The sequence below is a fragment of the Tessaracoccus massiliensis genome (genome assembly GCF_000826065.2).
GTDB lineage: Bacteria > Actinomycetota > Actinomycetes > Propionibacteriales > Propionibacteriaceae > Arachnia > Arachnia massiliensis_A.
The window spans coordinates 122,614-149,215 of record NZ_LN623539.1 but is presented as its reverse complement, the minus strand read 5'-3'; the positions used below and the strand labels follow the sequence as shown (position 1 = coordinate 149,215).

Sequence of the window (26,602 nt, the reverse complement as noted above, 5' to 3'; positions counted from 1 at the left end):
GCGTGGATGTCGACCTGGGACGGTCCCCCCGGACATGAACGCGATGACGGACAGCGAGACGGCTGCGACGGCCACGAGGGCGAGTCCGATGGAGCTTGTCAAGTTGTCTGTGTAAGTGGTCGGTTTTAGATGGTTTGGGGGAATCGTTCGGGGTAGCGTAGGGCGAGTTCGTTGAGGGCTTTGGTCCAGCCTTGGACGGTGGCGCCTTCGACGAGTTTGGCCGGTGCGTTGCGGGGTTGGCCCTTGGGTCGGCCGGCTTCTTTCGCGCGTTCGCGGGCCCGTTTGTCTTCGATGTTGCGGATCGCGAGCCAGAGCAGTTTGACCACCGCGGCATCGTTGGGGAACTGGCCGCGGTTCTTGATGATCTTTCGCATCTGATAGTTCAACGACTCGATCGAGTTGGTGGTGTAGATCACCTTGCGGGTCGCGGGCCCGAATTCGAGGAACGGGATGAACCGGTCCCAGGCATCTTCCCAAGTCTTGACAGCCATGGGATATTTGCGGCCCAAGGTCGAGTCGGCAAACGCCGTCAGCGCCATCAGGGCGTCGTTGTCGTCGATGGCGGTGTAGATCGGTTTGAGCATCCCGGCCACGGCCTTGCGGTCCGAGTAGGACACGTAGCGCATCGAGGCGCGGATCAGGTGGACCACGCAGGTCTGCACCAGCGCGCCAGGCCAGGTCGCCTCGATCGCTTCAGGGAAGCCGGTGAGCCCGTCGCAACACACGATCAACACGTCCTGAACGCCGCGGTTAGCGAGCTGGGCACATACCGCTGCCCAAAACTTGGCGCCTTCGCTCGCTTGGACCCAGATCCCGAGCACGTGTTTGATGCCGTCGAGGTCGACCCCGACCGCGATGTGGGCATGCCGGTTGACGACCCGGTTCTGGTCACGGACCTTGACCACCAGTGCGTCGAGGTAGATCACCGGGTAGAACGCCTCCAAGGGCCGGTTCTGCCAGGCGGCGACCTCGTCGGCCACCGCTTCGGTTACATTCGAGATGGTCTCGTGTGACAAGTCGGTGCCCAACGTGGCGGCGAGGTGGTGTTGGATCTCGCGGATGGTCATCCCGCCGGCATACAAGCTGATGATCTGGTCCTCGAGCCCACCGAGGCGCCGTTGCCCGTTGGGCACCAGCCTGGACACGAACGTGGAGTTACGGTCCCGGGGCCGATCCAACTCGATGGGCCCGACTTCGGTGGCGACGGTCTTAGGTGTGGTGCCGTTACGCGAGTTGCCCGAACCCCTCCCGGCAGGGTCGTTCTTCTCGTAGCCCAGATGCGAGGTCAGCTCCGCGCTCATCCCGCGCTCCAACACGGACTTGATCAACTCGGGCAGGAACCCACCCTCCCCAGTCAACGAGATCCCCCGTTCGCTGGTCGAGGCCAACATCGCATCAAGCAGTTCGTCGTCGATCAACTCACGGCGCAACTGCCCGGCCTCGCTAACCGGCTTGTCGTTGTTCTTGGTCATAGTCATAGTCAATCTCCTTCAGATCGGCTTGACCTCTTACACAGACCATTTGACACCCCCGTCCGATGTTCTGTGTGAGATCGCCGCGAAGGAAGTTCATGCTCCTTCCAGATCATGCATCGCCGTGAAGCGGGCCTTCAGCTCCGCGATGTACCCGTCAAGCTGCGTGGCGCAGGCTTCTGCAGCCTCCGGCCCAAGACGATAGGGGTCTGCGACCTCGTCACCAGGTGCAGTGCTTCGGTTCTTCCAGAGATGATCTTGGACCAGATCGAAGTTGATCTCGGCGGGGGCTTCCTTGAGGTGACGTACGGCTTGGCCGATGACGAACGCCTTGCGTGCTGCCTGCGGCCATACGTCCAAGATGTAGCGACGGTGCTCGTTGCCCATGGTGAGGATGAGATCGGCTTCGTCAACCAACGTCTTCGTGAGTTGCTGCGCCTCATGGGTTGGGGTTGTTCCGTTGCGCTCGGCGATCGTGGCGAGGGGTGGGTCGATGGATTCGCCGACGAGTCCGTGCGTTCCAGCGGATTTGAACTCGACGCCCGGGATCGCTGCCGCGTCTGCCATGACGTTGGCGTAAGCAGAGCGACAGATGTTGGCGGTGCAGACGAACAGCACCTTGAACGGACCCTCTGAGCCGCCCTCCGAGGGGCTCGGCGGGATGTCGGCCATTCGGCGTGGGGGCCGAAGTCGATCCTGCATGTCGAGCTGAGCGTTGCCTGGACGGAAGCCAGTCTCCTTGAGCCGTCTGATGGCCAGTGGGTTGGAGCCGACGCCCTGAGGTGCTGGCACTGTGCTGATGGACGATGCGCTACCCCCAAGAAGCTGCAGCATGGCGCCGACGGCGTCCTTGAGGGAGGAAGCAGGACCGTCACCGGTGATGTTGTAGGTCCCGGCCTCGGAGCCGGTGTCGAGGAGGTGCTGGATGCCAGCGGCGAGCCGATCGGCGAAGGTGAGTCGGCCATACATCCCGTCAGGGACCTCCACCGTGCGTCCGGTGCGAGCGGCGACGGCTACGTCCGGGACGAGGCCGATCGTGGTCTGGCCGGACACCCATTGGCTTCGGATGATGAGGTGGCGCGGGACACTGGCAGCCATGAGTTCGCCGACAGCGGCCTCTTGGCCAGCGGCGCTGGCCAAGCTGATGCTGACACTTTCGTCGGGTTCCGTGGAATTGCCCTCGAAGGCGGGTGGCTGCGACACGAACACGTAGCGCATGTGGTGACGGCGGGCCACATCGGTGAGACGCTGGGCGTGCTCGACGGCGTCGCCCCAGGTTCGATGTGCCCAGGGAGCGGTTGGGACGCCGCGCAGGAGCGGCCCTTCAGCAACGACCATCGTGTCGAATGATGAGAGATCGAGCCCCGCGTCGGAGCGTTCGGCGGAGAGGATGTCGTCGCTCGACACTTGCCTGGCTGTCGGCATCTCCTCGGCGAGTGCCTGGCCGAGGGGGGTGTCGGCGCCGACGAGGAGCGTCTGCCGCTCGTGGAGGGGAGTGGCGTGGGCCAGCTTTGGTGTGAGCTGGTCGCGCCGCACAACGAGGGACTCGGCCTGCGAAAGTGGCCATTGGATTCCCAGTTCAGGGTCGAACAGGTTGACCGAAGCGTACTGCTTCGATGCCTCTTCGGTCCACTGCTGTTCCATGAGGTAGCTGAAGATGGTGTTGTTCTCCAACACCTGATGGCCATTGGCCACGCCGCGCGGGACGAAGACGGCCACCGACGGTGTGAGTTCCTGAGTGACGACTTTGCCGAAGCCCGCGCCCTGGCGCAGATCCACCCAGGCGCTGAACGAGCGGCCGCCGACCAGGCTGATCAAGCGATCCCATGGTTCGGCGTGGAGGCCGCGGGTGACACCCCGCGCGAAGACCCGGGTGACGTTGTGTTGGACGGGTGTGAAGTCCGGTAGGCCTTGGGCCACCATCTTCCCGCGGTGCCAGTTCTCGATGAACCAACCGTCCTGCGTGGGCACAGACTTCTGACGTATCAGGAGCAGCCCAGGGATCTGGGTGCGTTGGATCTGCAGGTTGTTGTCCATAGCTGTTCCCTAGGCTGAGACGATCTCAGCGCAGCGCCTCGATGATGACTTTTGCGAGCTCCCGCTGGGATTCCTCGGACAGTTCCTCTCCGTCGCCGAGGCCGATTCGCTTGGAATCGATGAACGTGCCATCGACGGCTTCGACGGCGGCACGGATGCTCCTGGCGTGCATGGTGAGGTAGTAGGGCCACTCGTCGTCGGTCGTGATGGGTGCCACGGCCACGAGTTTTGCATCAGGAAGAGCGGTTCGGAGGTCCTCGAAGTAGGTGGCAGCAGCTTCGCGGAGATCCTGGTCTCCGTCAGCCGTACCCCCGAAGGTGACCACTATGTCAGGCCTTTTGGCGGCAATGGCGTCGACGGTACCGGTGAAGCTGGAGCAAGGCTTGACGTCGCAATCAGCGGGATCGGAGAGGTAGCCACGCTGAGGGCTCGCGAAGTTGATGACCTCCCATCCCAGCTCGCCGGCGGCAGCGTCGACCCAAGATCCGGGCGCGTCAGCGAGTGAATACCTATCGCCGACCACCAACAACGTAGTCGCGTCAGTGGACGGTGACTCCGCCTTCGTCGGCGTGGCGGGAGGGCTGGACTCGGATGATGGGGTGACGATCGGTTCTGAAGCCACCGGCGTGGACGCCTGATCGGTGGACGCCGTTGTGGGGCTGACGGCGGGTTGCGGCAAGGCTGTGGTCGTAGGGGAAGGGGGTCTGAGAGCGGCCAGCGAGAGAACGCCAGCGAGAAGTGCGAGCACGACCAGTCCGATGATGCTGAGTTTTGAGCGGTTCAATCTTATGCGGCCCGTTCTGTTTGAGAGACTTTGCTCGTCGCTGTTCGTCTTCGTGGACAGTACGCCATACTATAAGAACTCGCGTGAGTGAGCAGGACGGGCCAACGGGAGGTCCTGCCAGTGCGATTCTGTAAGGGGAACTCGTCGTCAATGGAACTACAGCGATATCTTCAAGTCCTGAGGCGTTATTGGCGAAGTGCTGCGGCCGTTGTGCTGCTTGCCGTCGCTACGGTGGCGGCCATCACCCTGCTGCAGAAGCCCGTGTATACCTCGACAGCGTCTCTCTATCTCACAGTCGACAGTGGCAACTCGGCTGGAGATTTGGCGCAGGGCGCCACGTACGCTGAGCGCCAAGTAAAATCGTTTGTTTCGGTGGCAACCAGTGCGGTCGTGCTCGAGCCTGTTGTTGAAAAGCTAGCGCTCGATATTAGTGCTCAGGAACTCGCGGGTAAGATTTCAGTAACGTCTCCCACGGGTACATCCATCGTCCGCGTTGCTGCATCCGATGGAGCCCCAGCGATGGCGGCTGTGATTGCCAATGAGGTGGCCGAAAGCCTGGCGAATGCCGTTGAGTCTCTTGCTCCTCCAACTGCGGACGGCAGGCGTTTGGTGTCTGCGACTCTGATTGATCGCGCCCTTGCTCCCAGCGAGAGGACATCGCCCCGCCCCGTGACGAACCTAGCTTTGGGGCTATTGATCGGATTGGCGCTGGGAGTTGGGCAAGCCATCGTCCGCAGTCTGCTGGACACGAGGGTTCGGACGGTGGAAGACATCGAGCATCTCTCCGATGCTCCACTGCTAGGCACGATTGGTAGGCGAGAGTCGCCCGCCGGCGCTCGCCTGCCCGCCTCGCGGGATCAGTGGGCAACTTCGGAAGCATACCGGCGGCTGCGGACCAATGTTGGCTTCATTGGGCTCGGGGGTGAGCGCCGCCCCTCTTTGGTTGTCACCTCTTCCGTAGCATCGGAGGGAAAGACCGAGACATCGGTGAATCTCGCGCGCGTTCTCTCCCAGGCTGGGGAGTCAGTCCTTTTGATCGATGCCGATCTGAGGCGTCCCCAAGTGGCCGCTCGCATGAACTTCGATAACGAACTGGGGCTATCGGATGTGTTAACCGGGCGAGGCGCGCTGCAGGATCTCATCATCCCAGCAAGCCCGAATCTCTCCGTCCTTCCTGCGGGAACGATTCCGCCGAATCCCAGCGAATTGCTGGGCTCGGAGGCCATGTCTCACCTGCTGTCGACTGTCGAGCGTGAATTTGATCACGTTATTTTTGATGCGTCCCCATTGCTTCCGGTCACTGATGCTGTAGTTCTTTCCGCTCGGACCAGCGGCGCAATTGTCGTGGCACGTTCTGGGAAAGTTAAGCGCCATGAATTCGAAGCCGCGCAGGCGCTGCTTGAGGCAGGCAAGGTGACGCTTCTAGGTGTGGTTCTCAACGACGTGCCGCAGAACCTCAACGCTGGATACGGTGGTTACTACGTGCGACACAATGGGGATAAGGCATCTCGAGTCCTGGTCGGTGGGTCGACCGGTGAGGCCGGCCAGCGCAAGCCAGAAACCCCAGCTTCTGAGACGGAGTCGAGTTTATGAGAGTTCCATTTTCACCACCCGATATCAGAGAAGAGGACATCGAGGCCGTGGCTGCCGTCCTTCGGTCGGGGTGGATTACGACGGGTCCGGTTGGGCGAGAGTTTGAGTCAGGCCTCGCCGACTACACTGGCGCGGCTGGCGTAGTTTGCCTCAACTCATGCACTGCTGCTCTAGAGGTCGCGCTCAGACTGCTGGGCATCGGTCCGGGCGATGAAGTGGTCGTTCCCTCTTACACGTACACCGCTTCAGCCTCCGTTGTTCTCCATGTGGGCGCCACCTTGCGGCTGGTCGATTCGGCACCGGGTCAGTACGTCCCGTCGATCAGCCAGATCTTGGATTGTGTTTCAAGTCGGACAAAAGCTGTCGTGGTCGTCGATCTAGCTGGTGTGCCCTTCGCGGCCGAGGAGCTGCGAGAGGAGTTGGGACGACGTTTTTCTTCGGAAGACCTGCCGCTCGGAAGGCCGGCCGTAATTGTCGATGGAGCTCACTCTTTGGGGGCCACGCGACTGAAGTACCGTGCTGGCCAACTGGGAGATTTCACTGCTTTTTCCTTCCATGCGGTCAAGAACCTGACAACGGCTGAGGGTGGAGCGCTCGGGTGGCGGGACGGCCTCTCGATTGATGATGAATTCCTCGAAAAAACAGCGCGTCGCCTAGCCTTACATGGCCAAGATAAAGATGCTTTGGAAAAGTCAAAGGCGGGCCGGTGGGAGTATGACATCCTCGAACCAGCCCATAAATGGAACATGCCCGATGTTCTCGCGGCGCTGGGGCTGTCACAGCTCAGACGTTACGAGGAGATGATTGCTCGGCGCCACGAGATCCTTGAAATGTACGCAGACGGCCTGTCGGACGTGCTCGCGGTCCTTCCTCACCGCGGTCGTGATTGGAGGTCGAGCGCGCATCTGGCACTAACCGATCTCGGTCGCTGTGCCGAATATCGTGACGAGATCATCGAGATGTTGGCCGGTGCGGGAGTCGCCACAAATGTGCATTACAAGCCGTTGCCCATGCTAACTGCTTACCGCTCTCTTGGCTTCTCGATGGCTGACTATCCGCACGCACAGGCGCAGTATGAGCGCGTCTTGTCCCTACCGCTGCATACTTTGATGACGGATGAAGATGTGCACTTCGTGATAACAGAGCTGAGGCATGCCATGTCTACCATAGGATTGCGGTGAGCAGAATGAGACTGTATCCGCGTTACGGAAAGCGGGTGCTGGACATCGTTGCTTCGTTGGCAGCATTGCCATTGTTTGCCGCAGTTTCAGTTGTACTGGTTCCTTTGATACGGCTGAGCGACGGTGGGCCGGCGCTATATGTCAGCCAGCGCCGAGGCATGGATGGACGTCACTTCACCATGTATAAGTTTCGCACCATGAAGGTCAACGCGCCTGAACTGCGTAACGCTGATCTTTCTACGGTCACCAGCGACTCGGATCCTCGAGTAACCAAGGTGGGCCGGGTGCTGAGAGGCGCGTCCCTCGACGAATTACCCCAACTCATTAATGTGTTGAAAGGTGATATGAGTCTGGTTGGACCGCGGCCGAATCTCACACGTCAGACATGGGATGAATTGACCGACATCGAGCGGAAGCGACTTCGTGCTCGTCCTGGAATCACCGGATGGGCTCAGGCTGAACTTCGCAACTCTGGGACGACGGCAGAGAAGTATATGCTGGATGCACGGTACGTCGATGAACTCAGTTTTGTCCTTGATTTCCGGATTCTTCTAAAGACTGTCATGTCTGTCATTACGGCGAAGAACATCAACGCCCAAAGATAATTGGAGGGGTTGCTGTGGAGCCACTTAGAGTCCTTGTGATCGGAGCATCGACGCTACAATTGCCAGCGATCGAGACTGCACAGCGAATGGGTTACATCGTTGGGGCTGTCGACCAGAATTCTCAGGCTGTTGGCGCAAGCGTCGCTGATCAATTCTTCGAGGTGAGCACGACCGATTCAGATGGCGTTGTGGCCGTTGCAGCCCAGTTCCGGCCGTCTGGAGTGCTAACTATGGGAACAGACCTTCCCATGCGGTCAGTAGCGGCGGTGTGCGAAGCTCTAGGCTTGCCTGGACCTTCGCGTGCGTCGGCCTATGCCGCTACCGACAAGGGCCTCATGGCTGAGGCCTTCAATCGATTCTCGGTCCCAGCTCCGAGGGCCGCTGTCTGCAGCTCTGAAGAGGAGTTGCGACGAGCCATTGACGCATGGCCCGTGCCGTTCATCCTCAAGCCGGTGGACAGTTCTGGGAGCCGTGGGGTCAAGTTGCTCCATGATCTTTCCGGACTTAGGGAGGCGTTCGATTACTCCATGGCCTCGAGCCGAGATGGCCGAGTCATCGCGCAGGAGTATCTGCAGGGACAAGAGGTTAGTGTTGAGGGGTTCGTAATTCATGGCCGCGTACACGTGGTGGCTGTCACGGACAAGATCACAACGGGGCCACCGCATTTCGTAGAGATGGGGCACACTCAGCCATCCGCGGTCGGGGTGCACATGTTGGAAAAGATCCAGCGCCTAGTTGTTTTGAGTGTGCAGGCATTGGGCCTCGATCACTGTGCAGTCCACGCCGAAATGATGGTGACCTCTGACGGGCCTAGAATGATCGAGATTGGTGCGCGGTTGGGTGGCGATTTCATCACCTCCCATCTGGTGTCACTTTCCACGGGCGTAGATATGGTTGAGGCACTGGTCGAGATCAGCCTTGGTCTCGAGCCGCAGCTTGACCGGCGGTTCGACCGCGCTAGCGCCATTCGTTTTCTTGCTGCGCTGTCGCCGGACATCGCAGAACCTCGGGCGATTGAAGAACTCCAACGGATCCCTGGCGTGGAAGCGATCCACATTGAGAGTACGCATGACCAGCGGCAGATTCGAAGCAGTGTGGATCGGCTTGGACATGTGATAGTGGGGGCTGACACTCGCCAAGAAGCTGAGGCGAATGCTGACCGCGTTCTCAGGCTGATTCGGGGCGTTGAGCAGGAGGGTGGATCATGAAACAAGGCGCGATGCTGGTTCTCGGTGCTGGTCGAGGACAAGTGGGGCTGATTAGGGCCTCGCGGAATCTGGGAATGCGTACCCTAGTGGCATCGTTGCCCTCGCAGTCAGCCCCTGGGCTGGAGTTGGCTGACGAAGTCTTGCATGCAGACATTTCTAACCCTGAGGCAGTGCGGGTCGCTGCGGAAGCGTATGCGATCTCTGGGGTAGCAACCTCTTGCGCGGACACTGGACTCGACGCACTCGCGGCACTCTGTGAGGCACGGAATCTTCCGGGATTGACTACTGAAACTGCAGCGATTTGTGGTGACAAGACACTGATGAAGCAATCATTGGTGCGCGGCGGGGTCAACACCGCAAGGTTTTCAGTGGTCGCCAGCGTTGAGCAACTGATGAGTGCGGTATCAGAACTTCAGATGCCGGTTATCGTTAAGGCTACGGATCTGCAGGGTAGTAAGGGCATTGCTGTCGTGCGTGAACGTGCTTCCCTCGAAGCAGCTTTCCTATATGCCTCCAGTCAGTCGAGCCGGAAGTCCGTAATTGTTGAAGAATTCATCGAGGGTCTGGAGTTCGGGGCTCAAGCTCTTGTCGTCGATGGCCAGATCGTTTTCGTGCTGCTGCACGACGATGGGGTGTTTCAGGCAGCGACTGCCATCCCGATCGAGCATTCAGTGCCGTGTAGTCTCTCCGCGGAGCTGCAAGCCTCGGCACATGAACAGATTGTCGCGGCAATACGGGCCGTCTGTTTGGACAACTGTGCGGTGAATGTTGACCTAATTGTTCGTGGCGATGAGGTCTTCGTAATCGAGCTATCAGGCCGTGTTGGTGCCAACGGCCTCCCAGAGATGGTGTCCGCGTACTTTGGCATCGATTACTATGAGGTTCTGGCCCAAGTCGCCATGGGTCTTTCCCCCCAAGTCGATTGGGGTGCTGTAGCCGCTCCGCATGTTGTCGTCCGGATGCTGGCCGAGCCTGAGTTGCATGGGACAATCGGCAGGGTGGTGGTGGACAAGAGTAAGGAACCTTCCGCGGAGATCGTGCTTTTCAAGACTGCGGGCGACGTGCTAGAAGGGTTTAGTCACTCGGGTCATTGTGTGGGTCAAATCATGACCACCGGTGCCTCTGAGGAGCAAGCCCGGCTGCGTATGGACAACGCGCTAGAGGCTTATCGTATCGAATTGAAGGCTGCTCAGCATGAGTAAAGTTCTCTTGCTTTTTGCGAATCAGTTTCCGTTTTCGTCCTGGGAGCCCTTTCTGGAGACAGAATGTGAGTATCTGACTGCTTTCGATCAGGTCCACATTTTTTCCCTTTCTGTGCGCCCAGATGTTACTAGCGATCGACTGAAGGGGCTTGATCCTAAGATTCAGGTTCACCGCATCCCTTTCAGGTCGAAGATCTATTACGCGCTCAGGGCTGTTCGCGTGCTTGGCAATAGGGACTTCTATCGGGAGGTTATTCATCTTTTCAAAGCCCACCGCTTTACTGTTGGCCGGCTCATCCAGTTGCTCGTATTCCTGAGCCGAGCACTTGATGAGGCACGGCAGGTCGTCAGCAAGTTGGTTGCTTCTTCGAGTTTGTTTGACGACGACAGTGTTGTCCTCTACTCCTATAGGATGGCGTATCAGCCCTATCTGGCCGAAGTGGTGAGACGAAGGCTCGGACTGAAGGCGCATCGTGTGGCACGTGCCCATCGAGCTGACTTGTATGAGGAGTTCGCGGATAATTCCTATATTCCAATGCGCGATATCACGGTTGGAAGATGCCTGGATAGGATCTATTTGGTCGCGGATCATGGGCTGAAGTATCTTCAGGGGCGCCACCCGCAACATGCTGGGAAAATGGCCGTATCGCGACTCGGCACCAGTGACCTCCCTGGCGCGTTTCCGAGGCGGCGCTCCGGTGGGCCGCTTCGTATTGTGTCGTGTTCCACCTTGGTCCCAGTCAAACGCGTCGAGTTGATTGTCAGGGCACTTGCTGAGCTGCCTGACGGAGAGGTCGAATGGGCTCACTTCGGGGCGGGGCCGGTGGAAGGCGAGATTGTCGCGCTGGCCGAGAGTCTCTTGGATGGCAAGGTCTCTTGGAGATTCATGGGGCACCGTGCGAACAGCGAGGTCCTCGCGGCCTATGCGGCGGGTGCTTTCGACGTCTTAGTGAATGTGAGCTCGTCGGAAGGAGTCCCAGTTTCAATGATGGAAGCTAGCTCCTTTGGCGTGCCAGTCGTTGCGACCGATGTGGGTGGGGTCGGAGAGATCGTGGTCGATGGAGTCAACGGCGTTCTCTTGCCAAGTGACCCAGAGCCCCACGCGATAGCTGAGGCGATCCATCGGCTTGCGATCTTGCCTGATGATCGCTGGCAGGAGATGTGCCGACAAGCTCGCACTCAATGGGAGAAGTCTTATAGTGCCTCGGATAACTACCGAAGTTTCGTCGCCGAACTGCTATCTGACGCGTAGATCGCATCTAGCAGGAAATGCCGGCTGTTCTTGAGGTCAAAGGCCGTGCTGCGGAGAGGGTGTGGGTTTGGGTTCCTTCCCTTTCGCGCGGCCTTTACAGCACGGTCTGCCCAGTGGTCCGGCCCTGAACTGAGGGGTAGGAACTCCACGGTGCTGGAGGCAGCGGCTTCGCGTGTGACGACGTCTGATACGAGTACCGGCAGACCTGCTGCCTGGGCCTCGATCACAGTGAACGGGAGGCCTTCGAATGTAGAAGGCAATACTGAGACGTCCGACGCGTCGAGATACGGGGCTACGTCGGGCTGCATGCCAACGAAGTGTACGAAACGCGCGATGCCCTCTCGGGAAGCAAGTTCCTCAAGCTGTTTCCGGCCCGCTCCATCGCCAACCAGCACAAGATGCGCATCGATGTTGCGGTTGCGCAGAGCACTAAGTACTTCAAGGCTGAAGGAATGGTTCTTCTCTGGCCCCATCCGTGCTACGTGCGAAAGAACAAGTGCTGACGCTGGGATCGCCAGATTCCTTCTGACGCCCAAGCGCTGTGGTGGGTTGAATTGGAAGTGGTCGGCGTCGATGGCGTTGGGGATGAAAGTATATTGCCTTTTACCGTAGAACCACTGGGCCGCCGGTTCCGAGCACGCAAAGAGACGGTTGGCGACATATGGGGCCACATGACGTTGTGCCGCGTGGAGCAGTCCGGTAAGCGGGCTGCCCATATTCTGGCTCGAATGACTGTGAAGGATCCTGATCGGGACTTTGTGGGAGCTGGCCACCAGAAGGGGTTCGATGGAGTTGACGACTGTTTGGTTCAACCAGATTGCTTCAAACCCTCCTGTCGCGATGACAGCGTTGATGTCTCGCAAATAGGCCAAGGGGTGGCGTCCTCGGGGAGTAATGTGATGGATTGTCCCGCCCGAGGATAGGATCTCAGCCCCAATCGCGACATCCTGATCGGCCAAGAAGTGGAACGAGAAGTCATCGCTGAGTGCGGTGAAGACGTTCATCATGAATGCCTCTTTGCCGCCACGGTTGGCGGTCATCCCACCCATGAGTAGTCTTGGTTTCATCGACACGTACATCTCCTTTTGGGCCGTGCGGGTCAGTGGCTCAGTCTTTCACAAGTTGGCTCGCAGGGGCTATGATAGGGTGGCTTCAAGCCGGTAGGAGGTGGCCCGATGGCCCTTGTGTGGCTGGCGGCCAACCTGATCTTGGGCGTGCTGGTTTTGGCGTCGGGGGCCACGGGCGTCTGGTCCCTCGTCCTCTTCTGCTGGATGAATCTCCTTTTTGTAGCCCTGTCGAGACTGACGCAACGCCCCTTCTTCGCAGGGTTTTTGCTTTGCTTCTTTCTGTTCCTCATGACCTACGACACTTTTGAACGGGTGTTCAAGCTCAGTCCCCCACAGGTCTCGGAGGAGGCGCATGCCCTGATCTCGGCCATGTTGGTCATCAGCCTCCTTGGCTTGGCTGTGGGATACTTCCTCCCCATTGTTGCTCGGAGGCGCCCACCTGACTCTAGAGTTGCAGCGTCGATGCTCGCGGCAGACGCGTCTCGTGGAGCCCTGATCTCGCGTGAAAGCGTGCGATCGGCTGCTTTGCTTGCATTTGCTCTCACCGTGCCTCTCGCGATCGTGTCCGTGGTACTAGACGTGCTGTTTGTCCGCTCGAGTTCGTATGCGGCGACCTATACGGAGAGCTTTGCTGCCAGTCAGGGGGGGGTCGTCGGAACTGTTCTGACGTATAGCTCCGAACTCGCCGCCGTCGCCTTCGCAATCTATTTGGCAACGATGCCGCGACTGCGCACGGCTCTCGTGCCGCTCGTGTTATGGGGCATGTACTCAGGCCTTCACCTGTTGACCGGGCGACGCGCAGAACTCGCCGTCCTTTTGCTGTTTCTTTTGTGCTATGGGTTGGTCCGTAACCGAATCACTCCCGAAGACCCGTGGGTGACTCGGAGACGTGTGCTGCCGGCGTTGCTGCTCTTACCGCTACTGCTGGTGCTCTTCGCGGGCCTGGAGTCGTGGCGTGGTGTCGGCAATGCCTCGGGGTTCTCTCTGTCGGCCGTGCCTGAGTTTTTTCATGGGCAAGGAGTCACTGTCAAGGTTCTGGAGAACGTTGCGCTTTACGGGGACGCTCTGCCGGAGCAACAGTATCTCCTTGAGTTCTTGCACAGGGGTATACCAGCCCGGATTGCTGGGCAGACAGTCTTCGAGGGCAACTCTGTTACGCGCGCCATGGAAGGCGGTTCGCTCAGCCACTCACTGTCTTACCTCGTCCTTGGCCAGCGATACTTGGATGGGCAGGCAACGGGTTCGTCCTACATTGCAGAGGCTTTCGTCGACTTTGGCTTCGGCGGGGTATTGGTGGTTTCGATCGTCATCGGACTATTGATCGCTTGGGTTGATCGAGCGGGCGGATCCTCAGTAGTCGCCGATGCGGTGCGCTTCATCGCAATTCAGAGCATCCTCTGGTCTCCCAGGGGATCAGCAACTGGGTTTGTCAGTGCAATTGTCGCTCCTAGCACGTTGGTTGGGGTGTCTGCAATCGCATTGGTCGCGATGCTGAACCAACGATTGTCCAATGAGCCGAAGCGCACCCGCAGTGCCTCACGTGCCCACCAAAGAGCGATCTAGATGGCGACTGAAAAGCAAGCGAGCGGTGCACGTGGAGGCGCTGTAGTTGTGCTGGGGAGTGCAGCGGTCGCTGTTATCCAGTTCGTAGCTGTGGTCGTTCTGTCTCGGCTGATTAGGCCTGAGGACTTTGGCCTCCTAGCGATGGTCGCGGTTTTTGTGACTTTGGGAAGTCTATTGAGGGACTCAGGGATGCCCACCGTTGCGCTTCATGCCCGGGAGTTGACCAACCAGCAGGCATCCAATCTGTTTTGGATGAGCGTATCCCTCGCGATTGTGGCTGGCGGAGGGTTAGCGCTATCAACTCCCGCAATTGTGGCCCTGTACTCAGAGCCGCGCCTTGCGCACCTCGTTCCATTGATGGCCCTTGTCGTTGTCATCACCGGGATTGGTGCTCAACTACAAGTTCGGCTGGCGCGGGAGCTGCGTTACAAAGCGATGGTAGGGACTGATGTCGCTTCGCAGGCCGCTGGGCTTGGGGCTGCGATTGTCTTGGCGCTGGCCGGGGCCGGTTACTGGGCGCTTGTCGCTCAACAATTGGTTGCGGCGGCTGTCCTGCTCTTGCTTCGCATAGTCGCTACACGCTGGCTGCCGAGCCGCCCAAGGCGTGGCCATGGATCGGCGGCAATGTTTCGCGCTGGAGCACAGTACGGGGCGGCGTATGCCATGAGTTTTCTGCAGAATAATGCCCATACCTTCATTCTGGGCACGAGGCTGGGAGCCCTCCCATTGGGCTACTACAACCGAGGGTATCAACTCTTGCAGGCGCCAGCCTCGAGGCTTGTTTCGCCTCTCGTACATGTGGCGGTGCCGCTCATGAACAAGGCGCAGAACGAGGGACGTGCCTACGCTCCCATTCTTCTCAGGGTGCAGTTTGTTATCGGAGCTGCAATGGCTTGGATCTTCGCTATGGCAGCTGGTTCCGCCGAGGAGTTGATCCCTCTCGCGCTTGGCGCTGGTTGGGGGCCAACCATTCCTGTGTTTCAGGTCTTGGCAGTAGGTGGGCTGGCGTCATCGCTCGGAACAGTAGCCTGGTGGGGGTTCATCGCCAACCAGCAAAGCAAACAGTTGCTCCAGTGTGATCTCGTCACCAAGCCACTTTCCGTCTTGTTTCTCATCGCGGGGTCCTTCTTTGGTTTGACTGGAGTGGCGTGGGGCTACGCGCTCGGACTCGCTGCAGGCTGGCCAATTAGCCTTTTCTGGCTTGGGCGAACCACTGGCCTTCCGGTCCGCAAGTTCCTCGTCCAGGGGACCTGGATCATAGCTTCCGCCCTGTTGGGTGGGGCTGCCTGCTGGGTTGTCGTTCGATCAGTCGCGCCAGCCTTGAGCGGAGCGCCAGCGATCCTGATCGGTGTGCTGGTTGGTACTGTAGCGATGCTCGTTCCGCTGGTGGCAGCGCAGGCGACCCGTGATCACCTAAAGGGCTCGGTTCAGCTTGTCCGAGATGCCCTCGCAAACCGACGATTTGGCCGTCGGTGATGAACTATGGCCTGAGGAAGAGCGTCGGTTCAGTGTCCAAGATCCCGAGCACTTCATCGGAATCAAGTTCTGGAGCTAGATATGCTGGGTTAAGTGGTGGTACGTAAACTTCGCTGATAAGGGGGTGCCGGCTAGATTGGCCAGTCTCTTGGTTGCTGAAGAGCACTTCGTGCATCTTCTCGCCCTCGCGAAGCCCAGTGAACTTGATGGAGATGTCCTTGCCTGACTCGGCGATCATGCGCTTGGCGACATCAACGATCTTGACCGGCTCGCCCATGTCCAACACCAGGACGTCGCCGGGCTCTCCGATCGCTCCAGCCTGCAGCACCAGCTCGCACGCTTCGGGGATGGTCATGAAGTATCGCGTCACGTCTGGGTGGGTCACCGTCACGGGGCCACCCTGCTCAATCTGCGTGCGGAAGGAGATCAGAACCGAGCCCCGCGAGCCCAAGACGTTGCCGAAGCGAACCGACAGGTAGGGGACCTGGTATCCGTTGGCATACCACGCCGTGAGGCGTTCGGCGAGGCGCTTGGTCCGCCCCAGCACGCTGGTGGCAGCGGCTGCCTTGTCTGTGGAGATGTTCACGAAGCGCTTAACGCCAACCTCGTGAGCCATGCGCAGAACGTTGCGGGTGCCCAGGACGTTGGTCTTCCATCCTTCGAAGGGGAACCGCTCGAGCATTGGGAGGTGCTTGAGTGCAGCCGCGTGGAAGACGACCTCGGGGCGGTGCGTCTGGAAGATCTCGCGAAGGGCGTCTTCGTCGCGGATGTCGCACAGCACCATGTCGTCGGTGTCGAGCAGGCCGTTGCCATAGATGGCGAGTTGGACGCCGTGAAGGGCGGATTCGTCGCGGTCCAGAAGCACAAGCTTCGAGGGACCGAGGCGGTTCACCTGAACGGCGAGTTCCGAGCCGATTGATCCGCCGGCGCCTGTGACGAGCACCACCTTGCCGGTGATGTAATCGGCGATGGCGCTCAAATCGGTACGGATTGGACGGCGGCCCAAAAGATCAGCCACATTGAGGTGGCGCAGCGAGCCGATCGTCATTTGCCCACCCACCATTTCGCGCAGGGGGGGAATGACCATGAGATCAAGATTGTTGGCGCGGGCCGTTTCGTTCAGTTTCGTGATCAGCTTGGGGCTCGCTGAGGAGATGGCCAAAATGACCGCTTCCGCACCAGTCTCGCGGGCCACTTGGACCAGATCCTTGCCGCGGCCCAGTACCCGTGCGCCGCGAATGCGAAGGTGACGTTTGCCCTTGTCGTCGTCGACGAATCCGACGATGTGGAAGGGCGGCTCCTCGGCCAGATCCATCAGCTGCGCAACCTGGTAGCCCGCGTTACCGGCTCCATAGACGATGGCTGGGATCGCGTCGGCCCGGGCGTTCCGGGGGCGGGCATCCACCATGCTGCGGAACAGCCAGCGCGCTGCGGCCATGGCGAGAAGAGCAACGGGTGGAACGCCCAGAGTGATGCCGCGCGGAATGTCCGAGCTGATCACGCCGAAGACGAGGGCGAGCACAACAGCGATGACGAGCACGATGGCACCCGCCCACGTGGCTTCGGTGAAGCTGCCGATCTTGCTCCGCCCTAGATAGTGCTGGGTGAAGAGGCCGGCAAGGACTTGGGCCACCACAGCGGCCCCCGTGTAGAGGAGCGCCATGCGCCACTGGGTGCTGGAGAGCCCGAGATCGTAGCGGATGAGGGTGAAGAAAAGCAGGGCGATAACCCAAGCAAAGGCGTCCCAAGATATCAACGCGATTCGCCGCCACAAAACGGGAACTCGGTAGAGACTCTTACCGAAGCCGTTGTTTGTAGACGTGCTTGTCATACCTGTGCTCGCTTCTTGAGTCCCCATGCCCATGGTCAGAGAGCCTAAACCCTATTGAGCGGCCCCGCCAAGAAAGCCAAGGTGCAGTGACGAGGTGAACTCCGTTCCCTTTCCGTTCATGTATGTGGGATAGGAGGGGCAGCGCATCGCGAGGTCTGACAGTGCTGATTTGCACCCTCCGCAGCCCCTCGTGCCGCTCAAGGGGCGGGGATCAAAGGCGGGACGGCGGTGCGGGGGTGGATGGTCCACTCCTGCGGCACTCCCAGGCCCTCGGCCAGCGCCCGCGAGTGCTGGCGCAACTCGCCGCACAGCTCGTCGACGGCGGACGTGATCGACTTGCTGCGCCGCGCGTCGAACACCTCGTGCTCCAGGAACCAGGCCCGGTTGGCCTCGATGGTGGTCAACGCGTAGAGGTCGCAGAGTTTGATGAGGATGGCCTTGACGTAGTCGTCTGTGCATTCCTCGATGCCCTCGATGAAGGCCTCGAGCACCACGCGGTCGACGTGCGCCTTGGCCGCCTCGATCATGTGCGGCTGGCAGGCGTTGATCGCCTCGAAGGACTTCTCCTTGCTCGCGGCGCGCATCCGCTGCGCCAAGCCTTCGACGATGTGCTGCTCGCGGTACTCGAACATCTGCACGTGCCAGCCGCGGGCCCGGAGCTGATCCGCTTCGGACTTGCGGTTCGCCGTCGACACCAGGCGGTCGATGACCGAGCGGGCCGTCGTCCGCTCCAGGAACCGCCCGCCCAGCAGTTTGGCGGTCTTCTGCGCGGTGCCGCGCAGATCCATGTCGCCCCACGTGGACTTGTAGTCCAGCAGCAGCGCCTTGGCCACCAGCTGCATCAGCACGGTGTTGTCGCCCTCGAACGTGGCGAAGATGTCCGCGTCCTGGCGCGACAGCGTGATGCCGTTGTCCGACATGTAGCCGGCACCGCCGCAGGCCTCGCGGCACTCCTGGAGCGTGTCGTTGGCCCAGCGGGTGATGGCTGACTTCATGCCCGCCGCGCGGGTCTCCAGCTCGCGGGCGGCCTGCGGATCCGAGCCGTCCGCGTCGATGATGCGCTGCAGTTGCAGCGCGATCTCGTTCTGCGCGAAGCCGAACGCGTACGCCCGGGCGACGTTGGGCAGCAGCCTGCGCTGGTGCTGCAGGTAGTCCAGCAGCAGGATCTCCTCGCCTAGGCCCGGCTGGCGGAACTGGCGGCGACGGTCGGCGTAGTTGACCGAGACGCTCAGTGCCTTACGGGCGGCCGACGCGGCGCCGCCGCCCACGCAGATACGGCCCCGCACCAGCGTGCCGAGCATGGTGAAGAAGCGTGCGTTGATCGATTCGATCTTCGAGTGGTATTTGCCGTCCTCACCCACGCCGCCGTAGCGGTCCAGCAGCATGTCGCGCGGGACGCGCACGTGCTCGAACGAGATGGTGCCGTTGTCAACCCCCAGCAGGCCGCCCTTGTGGCCGTGGTCCCCGATGGTCACACCCGGCATGGGGTTGCCCTGCTCGTCGCGGATGGGCACCAACGCCACGTGCACGCCGTGGTGCTCGTCGTCGACCCACAGCTGGCCGAAGACCGCGGCCATACGGCCGTCGCGGGCGGCGTTGCCGATGTAGGCCTTCGCCGCCGTCGGGCTGGGGGAGTGGACGACGAACTCGGCGGTCTCCGGGTCCCAGGTGATCGACGTCTCGATGGACTGCACGTCGGAGCCGTGGCCCAGTTCGGTCATGGCGAAGCAGCCCGGCAGCGACACGTCGATCGCGCCGGGGAGGAACCGCTCGTGGTGGCTGGCGGTGCCGAGGTTGGTGATGGCGCCGCCGAAAAGCCCGTGCTGCACGCCGGATTTGATGGTCAGCGACAGGTCACCCATGGCCATCATCTCGAAGTTCGCCACGGATTCGGCCGACGATCCGGTGCCGCCCTGCGCGGCCGGGAAGCCCGCGGTGACGAACTCGCGGCTGGCGAGGCGCTTGATGCGGTCGAGGGTCCATTCGCGGGCCTCTTCCATGGACAGCGCAGTGTCGCGCACGACGTCGTCGGCGCTGATCTCGGTGCGCCAGCGCTGCTTGAGGTCATGGAACGGGCCGTCCAGTGCGCGGCGTAGCCCTTCGCCGGTGGGGGTGATGGTCATGTGCGGTGTCACTCCTTTGTGTTCTTCTGTGCGGTGAAAGCTGGTGCGAAAAACTGGTTGATGTAGGCCACGACATCGGCACGCGGGCGGCGCAGGTTGGTGACGATCCACCGGTCCGCGACCGCCCAGATGTAGCCGACGGCGCCGTGCGCCCAGATGTTGGCGGGGTCCTCGCTGAGCCCCTCCCTGCGGAGCCAGGCCTTCATGGCCTCAGCCACCCGGTCCCCGATCCGGGTGGTGATGTAGCCCACCGGATCTGATGTGGGCGTCTCGCCCGTGGGGCGCGAGGCGACGAAGAAGTACAGGTTGCGGTCCCGTTCCACGACGGCGAGGTAGGCGTCGGCCACCGTCGAGACCAGTTCCACCGGGTCGAGGTGCTCGGCGTCGTCGAGGGGGAGTTTGCGCAGGATGAAGTCGTGCACCGAGTCGATGACGGCCTGGTACAGCCCCGCCTTGTCTCCGAAGTGGCGGTACAGCACGGTCTTCGACGTGCCGGACATGGCTGCGATCTCATCCATCCCGACGCCGGGGCCGTGCTGGCGGATCGCCTTGACCGCGCCTTCTACGAGCGCGCGGCGGCGCTGGGTGTTGTGTTTCTCCCAGCGCGTGGCCCGCCCGTCGGCGACCGGCTCAGCATTGTTCATGTAACTCACAGTATCCGAAACTACTCGTACCTGCTACCCTCGGATACAGATAACTTGTGAACCTGACCAGAACGTCCGGAGGAATCCTCAACATGAACCCACGCAACGCAGTGGTGGTCGGTGGCAACCGCACCCCCTTCGTCAAGGCCGGCGGAACGTACGCCGCCGCATCCGCACAGGACCTGCTCACGGCGGCGCTCGACGGGCTCGTCGCCCGCTTCGGGCTCGCCGGCCAGAAGGTCGACGAGGTGGTGGCCGGCGCAGTCCTCAAGCACACGCGAGACTTCAACCTCACGCGCGAGGCCGTGCTGGGCTCCTCCCTGTCGCCCCTGACCCCCGCCTGCGACCTGCAGCAGGCCTGTGCCACCGGCCTGGAATCCGTGGTCTACGCCTCCAACAAGATCCGCCTGGGGCAGGCCGACGTCGCGATCGCAGGCGGCGTCGACTCCGCGTCGGACGCCCCCATCGTCGTGACCGAGCCCCTGCGCAAGGCGCTGCTCAAGCTCAACCGCGCCCGGTCGCTGCCGGACAAGCTCGCCGCGATCAGCAGGATCCTCCCCGCTGACCTCATGCCGGTCCCCCCGGGTGTCGTCGAGTCCCGCACCGGGCTGAGCATGGGCGAGTCGCAGGCGCTGACCACCAAGAAGTGGGGGGTGACCCGCGAGGAGCAGGACGAACTGGCCTACGAGTCGCACCGCCGCCTCGCCGGCGCCTGGGACGAGGGTTTCTTCGACGACCTGGTCACCCCGTACCTGAGGGTGGCCAAGGACGGCATCCTGCGCCCCGAGACCACGATGGAGGCACTCGGCAAGCTGCGCACCGTCTTCGGCAAGGACAACCCCACCATGACCGCCGGTAACTCCACCGCGCTGACCGACGGCGCCGCTCTGGTGCTGCTCGCCGAAGAGGAGCACGCCCGCGCCAAGGGCTGGCCCGTGCTGGCCAAGGTGGTCGACGCACAGGTCGCCGCGTCGGATTACGTCACCGGCTCCGAAGACCTCCTCATGGCGCCCGCGCGTGCCGTGCCGGAGTTGTTGGAGCGCAACGCTCTGACGCTGCAGGACTTCGACTTCTACGAGTTCCACGAGGCCTTCGCCTCGACGGTGCTCGCCACGCTGAAGTCCCTCGAGGACCAGGGCCTGGGCACGGTCGACCGCGCCAAGCTCAACGTCAAGGGCTCGTCGCTGGCCGCGGGCCACCCGTTCGCCGCCACCGGCGGCCGCATCGCCGCGTCGCTGGCCAAGATGCTCGCGGAGAAGGGGCCGGGTTCGCGCGGCCTCATCTCGATCTGCGCGGCCGGTGGCCAGGGCATCGTCGCAATTCTGGAGGCATGAGCATGGACGCACTCGTAATGATCTACGGCACCCCCGCCGGCAAGTTCGTCGCCAAGAAGCTGGGCCTGTCCGAGCCGCCGCGGCTGCGGCGCGGGCGCACCACGCCCACCGGGCCCGTTGTGCTGGGTAAGCTCGACGGCGGAGGTCTCGCCCGCGAGACCCTCTCCCTGCTGGGCATCACACCCGGCCAGCCGCTGCTGGACGTGGCCGAGAACCGCACCAAGGACGACAAGGGTCGCGCCCAGCCGCCGCGCTACCAGCAGAAGCCCGGCGCCATCGTCATCGACGCCACCGGCGTGCGCGAGATCGCGCAGCTCGAGGGTGTGCGCCAGTTGCTGCGCCCCGTGATGCGCGGGCTCGAGCCCTCCGGCCGCATCGTCATCCTGGCCACCGACGCCTCCGAGGTGGAGGGCCTGGAGGCCAAGGCCGTGGCGCAGGGGCTCGACGGCATCAACCGCACCGTCGGCAAGGAACTGCGGGCCGGCTCCACGTCGAACCTCGTCTTCGTGCACGGCGGGGCCGGAGCCTCGGATCTGGCCTCCACGCTGTCGTTCCTGCTGGAGGGACGCTCCGCGTTCGTCTCCGGCCAGACCTGGCGCGTGGGCCCTGCAAAAATCACCCACGAGCTCACCGACACGCCGTTCGACGGCCGCGTCGTGGTGGTCACCGGCGCCGCACGAGGCATCGGCGCCGCCATCGCCAGGACGTTCGCACGCGACGGCGCGCAGGTGGTCGCCGTCGACATCCCCGCCGCCGGGGACGCGTTGGCCAAGGTGGCCAACGAGATCAAGGGCTCCGCGCTGCAACTCGACATCACCGCGACGGACGCCGCCGAGCGCATCGCGGCGCACATCGCACGTGTGCACGGCGCGGACGCGCGTATCTGGGCGATCGTGCACAACGCGGGCATCACGCGTGACCGGATGCTGGCCAACCTGGACGAGAAGCTGTGGGGCTCCGTGCTCGACGTCAACCTCGCCGCCGAGATCCGGATCAACGACTACCTGCTCGGCAACGACGTGCCCGGCGGCTTCGGCGACGAGGCGCGCATCGTCGGCATCGCGTCGACCTCCGGCGTGGCGGGCAACAAGGGCCAGACCAACTACGCCGCCTCCAAGGCCGGCGTGATGGGCCTGGTGTGGGCCATGCGCGACGAACTGGCCGACCGGCCGATCACCACCAATGCGGTGGCGCCCGGGTTCATCGAGACCGAGATGACCGCGGCCATCCCGTTCGTGCAGCGCGAGATCTTCCGACGCACCAATTCGCTCAGCCAGGGAGGCAACCCCGTCGACGTGGCGGAGACCCTCGCGTACCTGTGCGACCCTGCCTCCGGCGGCGTCGACGGTCAGGTGATCCGCGTGTGCGGCCAGAACCTCGTGGGGGCGTGAGAGATGAGCCGCGACGTGGTTGAACTACGCACGATGCCCGACGTCAACAAGCTGCTGGTCAAGGCGCTCAGCGGCGCGGTGACGAAGAAGGGGCGCAGGGCCGAGCTGCCGAACCGGTCCCTGTTGATCATGGACCAGCAGCAGGACATCGGCCGGCTGGCCGACTACTGCAAGGTGACGGGGTTCACCCTGCGCGACGAGGTGCCCGCCACCTGGCTGCACGTGCAGACCTTCCCGCTGCAGGCCGCGCTGATGGCCGAGGAGGACTTCCCGTTCTCGCTGGCCGGCCTGGTGCACGTCACCAACACCATGCGGCTCCACCGCCCCGTGCGGGTGGGGGAGAAGCTGCGGATGGCCGTGCGGGCCGAGAATCTGCAACCCCATGCGAAGGGCGCGGTCTTCGACATGGTGGGCGAGATCCATTCCGGTGACGACCTCGTCTGGAGTGGTTCGTCGAACTACCTGGCCACCGGGGCGAAGGTGCCGGGCGAACCTGCCGCTGCGGTGCGGCTGTCGGCGCCCGAGGTGCCGCCGTCTCAGCAGTGGCGCCTCGCGCCGGATCTGGGGCGTCAGTACGCGAAGGTCTCCGGAGACTCGAACCCCATCCACCTGTATCCGCTCACCGCCAAGCTGTTCGGCTTCCCGCGGCCCATCATCCACGGCATGTGGACGCATGCCCGGGCCGTCGCGGCGCTGGGCGGGCAACTGCCCGACGGCTACGAGGTCAAGGTGCAGTTCGCCAAGCCCATCCTCCTGCCCGGCAAGGTGGGCTACGCGGCCGAACGCCGCGATGACCAGTGGCGGTTCGCCGTCGTCAACAAGGACGGCAAGCCGCACCTGGTGGGTGAGTTGTCTGCTCAGTGACGCGCGTCAGAGTCCTGTTCCGAGGACGGGAGTGGCTGGAGCCCTGCGTGGTGGAGCTGTTTCACCAGGGGATGCCGACGGTTTCGTAGTAGTCCACCAACTGCCTGGCGTCGTTGAAGGCCGGGGGCCAGTACCACGAAGCGGTCTGACTCGCGCTCACAGTGGGTCCTCGCGCATGCGCCGGCGCCGGCCGCGCCGGTGGTTCCAAACTGGCGCAGCGGCAGGACCGCCGGGGAAGACAGGGGGATAGGCTTAGGAGCTATGAGCGTTCCCAATGTGCTGGCCAACCGTTACGCGTCGACGCAGATGCGCGACATCTGGGCCCCCGAGGCCAAGATCATCTCCGAGCGGAAGCTGTGGCTGGCCGTGCTGCGCGCCCAGCGAGACCTGGGCGTCGACTTCGGCGGCGCAGATGCCGACGAGGTGATCGCCGCCTATGAGCGCGTCATCGACCAGGTCGATCTGGCGTCGATCGACGCGCGTGAGCGGGTCACCAGGCACGACGTGAAGGCCCGCATCGAGGAGTTCAACGACCTCGCCGGGTTCGAGCACATCCACAAGGGCATGACGTCGCGCGACCTCACGGAGAACATCGAACAGCTCCAGGTGCTCGACTCGCTGCGAGTGATCCGGGTGCGGGTCGTGGCCGCGCTGGCGGAGTTGGCGCGCCTCGCCACGCAGTACGCCGATCAGCCGTTGACGGGCCGCTCGCACAACGTCGCCGCGCAGCTGACCACCCTCGGGAAGCGGTTCGCGACGGCGGCCGACGAGCTGCTCGTCGCCTTGGATCGCCTCGACGACCTCATCGGCCGATACCCGGCCCGTGGCATCAAGGGCCCCGTCGGCACGGCGCAGGACATGCTCGACCTCCTCGGCGGCAGCGCCGAGAAGCTGGCGGAGCTGGAGCAGCGCATCGCCGACGAGCTCGGGTTCGCCGCGGTGTTCACCTCCACCGGGCAGGTCTACCCGCGCTCCCTGGATTACGACGCGGTGACCGCCCTCGCGCAGATCGCCGCAGCGCCGTCGAACGTGGCCACCACCATCCGCCTGATGGCCGGCATCGAGCTGGTCACGGAGGGGTTCAAGGAGGGGCAGGTGGGCTCCTCGGCGATGCCGCACAAGATGAACACCCGGTCCTGCGAGCGTGTCAACGGCCTGGCCGTGGTGCTGCGCGGCTATGTGTCCATGGTCGGCGAACTGGCCGGGGACCAGTGGAACGAGGGCGACGTGTCCTGCTCCGTGGTGCGCCGCGTCGCGCTGCCGGATGCGTTCTTCGCGCTCGACGGGCTCTTCGAGACGTTCCTGACCGTCCTGGCGGATTTCGGCGCCTTCCCCGCCGTCATCGAGGCGGAGTTGGAGCGCTACCTGCCGTTCCTGACCACCACCAAGGTGCTGATGGCAGCCGTCCGCAAGGGGGTGGGCCGCGAGGCTGCGCACGAGGCGATCAAGGAGCACGCCGTCGCCGTCGCGCTGGACCTGCGCAAGGGCGCCCGCACCAACGACCTGCTCGACAGGCTCGCCTCCGACGAACGCCTCGGCCTCACGCGTGAGGAGCTGGGCAACCTGGTGGGCAGCCCCCTGGAACTGGCCGGCACGGCGCAGGCGCAGGTCGCCAGGGTCGCCGAGCGTGTGGCTAAAGTGGTCGAGGCGGATCCCGAGGCGGCCGCGTACCGCCCCGGCTCCGTGCTCTGACGCAGGTTATCCACAGCCTCCCCGGCTGGCCTTGCGGTGACCCCTCGTCGATGTTGAATGGGGGCATGGGTAGGCGTCGAGATGAGAGAGGGCTGTCGCTGTCGGTGTGGGCGGCAGTGGCGATGCCCGCGTTCATCGTGACCATCGGACTTGGCGTCGACTTCGCCGGGCATGCAGCCGCGGAGCAGGAGGCGCGGGAGGTGGCCGCCCAGGCAGCGCGTGCCGCCACGCACCAAGTGGTCCTCACCCAGGAAGGCCCCACCCTCGACGTGGGGGCGGGCAGGAGCGCCGCTCAGCGGTTCGCGGAGGCATCCGGCTACACCGCCGATGTCCACCTCACCGAGCAGGCCGGGGCGCGGGTCACGGTGCGCGGCACCTACCGCACCACCTTCCTCGGCATGATCGGCATCCACAGCATGGCGGTTGAGGGAGAAGGCTCCGCGCAGGGTGTCCGGGTGCAGTGAGGGCACTCGGTAGCCCTGCGCCGGCTCCCGCTCGCCTCGTGCCCCGGCGTCGACATCTACCTCAAGGACGAGTCGACGCACCCCACCGGTTCGCTGAAGCACCGGTTGGCGCGTTCGCTGTTCCTGTTCGGGCTGTGCAACGGGCAGATCCACCAGCACACCACCGTCATCGAATCCTCCAGCGGCTCCACCGCCGTGAGCGAGGCCTACTTCGCGCGGCTGCTGGGTCTGCGCTTCATCGCGGTGATCCCGCGGGCCACCGCCGTCATCGCACGGGAGATGGCCAGGAACGGGGAGGAGGGCAGCGTGGTGACCATCTTCTGCGACTCCTGGGAGCGCTACGGCTGCACCTATGACCGCGACGACTGGCTCGCCGAGCAGGGCATCGACGTGGCGCCCTACGATGAGTTTTTCCGGGGGCTATCGGCGCGAGCCTTGAGCGCTAGGGTGGTGACATGCTAAGATCTCGTGCCTAGATTTGGGCCACAATGTCGTCGACGTCCTACGTCGTGTTGCATCAGGGGAGACAACCGAGATCACCGATGGATGTTACGTGGTTGCACTTCTTCGTCCTCCGGCTGGATCGTCCAAGCTTGCGGCCCTGCGATCCGCAGGCGCCACAAGACCGTCGACCCGCAGTTATCGCCTGGTGGAACCGTCCTTGATATAGGCGTCTGCGATGCCGAAAGGAGCCATCCACAGGATAAGGTACCCGATTGATAGGACGACGACACCAGGGATGACCAAAGCGTACGCGAAGTACTCACTGGTGCGCCCAGAGACCAAAGCAGCCACGACTACGCTTGCACCCTGAATCAA

Annotated in this window: 21 protein-coding genes; 14 read left to right on the top strand and 7 right to left on the bottom strand. The window is 62.7% G+C overall.

What is annotated here, in order from left to right; all coding sequences use genetic code 11:
• Positions 1 to 125 precede the first annotated feature (125 nt).
• The 3 genes from BN1186_RS02550 to BN1186_RS02540 form a co-directional block, all read right to left on the bottom strand.
• The gene (locus BN1186_RS02550; RefSeq protein ID WP_040282205.1) at positions 126 to 1,478 is read right to left on the bottom strand and encodes an IS256 family transposase; all 1,353 of its coding nucleotides are present in this window, start codon (positions 1,476 to 1,478) and stop codon (positions 126 to 128) included.
• Between the two features lie 90 nt (positions 1,479 to 1,568).
• Positions 1,569 to 3,509 (bottom strand): dTDP-4-dehydrorhamnose 3,5-epimerase family protein, encoded by a 1,941-nt coding sequence (locus tag BN1186_RS02545; protein ID WP_052459683.1) that lies wholly within the window; start codon positions 3,507 to 3,509, stop codon positions 1,569 to 1,571.
• Between the two features lie 25 nt (positions 3,510 to 3,534).
• The gene (locus tag BN1186_RS02540; RefSeq protein ID WP_139650764.1) at positions 3,535 to 4,257 is read right to left on the bottom strand and encodes an SGNH/GDSL hydrolase family protein; all 723 of its coding nucleotides are present in this window, start codon (positions 4,255 to 4,257) and stop codon (positions 3,535 to 3,537) included.
• A 186-nt stretch (positions 4,258 to 4,443) separates the two neighbouring features.
• Between BN1186_RS02540 and BN1186_RS02535 the strand changes: the two genes are divergently transcribed.
• From BN1186_RS02535 to BN1186_RS02510, 6 genes are read left to right on the top strand one after another with little or no spacing between them, the layout of a single operon-like run.
• Positions 4,444 to 5,886 (top strand): tyrosine-protein kinase domain-containing protein, encoded by a 1,443-nt coding sequence (locus tag BN1186_RS02535; RefSeq protein WP_074436895.1) that lies wholly within the window; start codon positions 4,444 to 4,446, stop codon positions 5,884 to 5,886.
• A complete protein-coding gene (locus tag BN1186_RS02530; RefSeq protein ID WP_040282240.1) occupies positions 5,883 to 7,067 on the top strand; it encodes a DegT/DnrJ/EryC1/StrS family aminotransferase in 1,185 nt (394 codons plus the stop codon). The genes BN1186_RS02535 and BN1186_RS02530 overlap by 4 nt, the downstream gene beginning before the upstream one ends.
• A gap of 35 nt (positions 7,068 to 7,102) precedes the next feature.
• Complete coding sequence (locus tag BN1186_RS02525; RefSeq protein WP_218975384.1) at positions 7,103 to 7,672, top strand: sugar transferase; 570 nt, start codon at positions 7,103 to 7,105, stop codon at positions 7,670 to 7,672.
• A 14-nt stretch (positions 7,673 to 7,686) separates the two neighbouring features.
• A complete protein-coding gene (locus BN1186_RS02520) occupies positions 7,687 to 8,880 on the top strand; it encodes an ATP-grasp domain-containing protein (RefSeq protein ID WP_040282238.1) in 1,194 nt (397 codons plus the stop codon).
• Positions 8,877 to 10,082 carry an ATP-binding protein gene (locus tag BN1186_RS02515; RefSeq protein ID WP_074436893.1) on the top strand — a complete coding sequence of 402 codons (1,206 nt, stop codon included), beginning with the start codon at positions 8,877 to 8,879 and terminating at the stop codon, positions 10,080 to 10,082. The genes BN1186_RS02520 and BN1186_RS02515 overlap by 4 nt, the downstream gene beginning before the upstream one ends.
• Complete coding sequence (locus BN1186_RS02510) at positions 10,075 to 11,334, top strand: glycosyltransferase (RefSeq protein WP_040282236.1); 1,260 nt, start codon at positions 10,075 to 10,077, stop codon at positions 11,332 to 11,334. The genes BN1186_RS02515 and BN1186_RS02510 overlap by 8 nt, the downstream gene beginning before the upstream one ends.
• Here BN1186_RS02510 and BN1186_RS02505 read toward each other — a convergent pair.
• A complete protein-coding gene (locus BN1186_RS02505) occupies positions 11,295 to 12,401 on the bottom strand; it encodes a glycosyltransferase (RefSeq protein ID WP_246043227.1) in 1,107 nt (368 codons plus the stop codon). The two genes, BN1186_RS02510 and BN1186_RS02505, sit on opposite strands and share 40 nt — an antisense overlap.
• A gap of 108 nt (positions 12,402 to 12,509) precedes the next feature.
• Between BN1186_RS02505 and BN1186_RS02500 the strand changes: the two genes are divergently transcribed.
• Together BN1186_RS02500 and BN1186_RS02495 are read left to right on the top strand one after the other, a co-directional pair.
• On the top strand, positions 12,510 to 13,964 hold the full coding sequence (locus tag BN1186_RS02500) for an O-antigen polysaccharide polymerase Wzy family protein (protein WP_040282233.1): 1,455 nt from the start codon (positions 12,510 to 12,512) through the stop codon (positions 13,962 to 13,964).
• On the top strand, positions 13,965 to 15,440 hold the full coding sequence (locus BN1186_RS02495) for a lipopolysaccharide biosynthesis protein (protein ID WP_082031070.1): 1,476 nt from the start codon (positions 13,965 to 13,967) through the stop codon (positions 15,438 to 15,440).
• Between the two features lie 4 nt (positions 15,441 to 15,444).
• Here BN1186_RS02495 and BN1186_RS02490 read toward each other — a convergent pair whose 3' ends face one another.
• The 3 genes from BN1186_RS02490 to BN1186_RS02480 all read right to left on the bottom strand — a co-directional run bounded on the left by BN1186_RS02490 (position 15,445) and on the right by BN1186_RS02480 (position 20,038).
• Positions 15,445 to 17,304, bottom strand: a complete 1,860-nt coding sequence (locus tag BN1186_RS02490; protein ID WP_218975383.1) for a polysaccharide biosynthesis protein — start codon at positions 17,302 to 17,304, stop codon at positions 15,445 to 15,447.
• A gap of 164 nt (positions 17,305 to 17,468) precedes the next feature.
• Positions 17,469 to 19,394, bottom strand: a complete 1,926-nt coding sequence (locus BN1186_RS02485) for an acyl-CoA dehydrogenase family protein (protein WP_052459680.1) — start codon at positions 19,392 to 19,394, stop codon at positions 17,469 to 17,471.
• 8 nt (positions 19,395 to 19,402) lie between these two features.
• Positions 19,403 to 20,038 (bottom strand): TetR/AcrR family transcriptional regulator, encoded by a 636-nt coding sequence (locus BN1186_RS02480; RefSeq protein WP_040282229.1) that lies wholly within the window; start codon positions 20,036 to 20,038, stop codon positions 19,403 to 19,405.
• 92 nt (positions 20,039 to 20,130) lie between these two features.
• On the opposite strand from BN1186_RS02480, the gene BN1186_RS02475 reads away from it, so the two are divergent.
• The 6 genes from BN1186_RS02475 to BN1186_RS16205 all read left to right on the top strand — a co-directional run bounded on the left by BN1186_RS02475 (position 20,131) and on the right by BN1186_RS16205 (position 26,245).
• Positions 20,131 to 21,372, top strand: coding sequence for an acetyl-CoA C-acetyltransferase (locus tag BN1186_RS02475; protein ID WP_040282227.1), 1,242 nt, complete (start codon positions 20,131 to 20,133; stop codon positions 21,370 to 21,372).
• 2 nt (positions 21,373 to 21,374) lie between these two features.
• Positions 21,375 to 22,763, top strand: coding sequence for a 3-oxoacyl-ACP reductase (locus BN1186_RS02470; RefSeq protein ID WP_052459679.1), 1,389 nt, complete (start codon positions 21,375 to 21,377; stop codon positions 22,761 to 22,763).
• A gap of 15 nt (positions 22,764 to 22,778) precedes the next feature.
• Entirely contained in the window at positions 22,779 to 23,627 is an 849-nt protein-coding gene (locus BN1186_RS02465) for a MaoC family dehydratase (protein ID WP_180349000.1), read from the top strand.
• 261 nt (positions 23,628 to 23,888) lie between these two features.
• Complete coding sequence (purB, locus tag BN1186_RS02460) at positions 23,889 to 25,319, top strand: adenylosuccinate lyase (RefSeq protein ID WP_040282223.1); 1,431 nt, start codon at positions 23,889 to 23,891, stop codon at positions 25,317 to 25,319.
• Between the two features lie 65 nt (positions 25,320 to 25,384).
• Entirely contained in the window at positions 25,385 to 25,783 is a 399-nt protein-coding gene (locus BN1186_RS02455) for a hypothetical protein (protein WP_040282221.1), read from the top strand.
• A gap of 15 nt (positions 25,784 to 25,798) precedes the next feature.
• Positions 25,799 to 26,245: a pyridoxal-phosphate dependent enzyme gene (locus BN1186_RS16205; RefSeq protein ID WP_425471466.1), complete on the top strand. Its 447-nt coding sequence runs from the start codon at positions 25,799 to 25,801 to the stop codon at positions 26,243 to 26,245.
• The last annotated feature ends 357 nt before the right edge of the window (positions 26,246 to 26,602 follow it).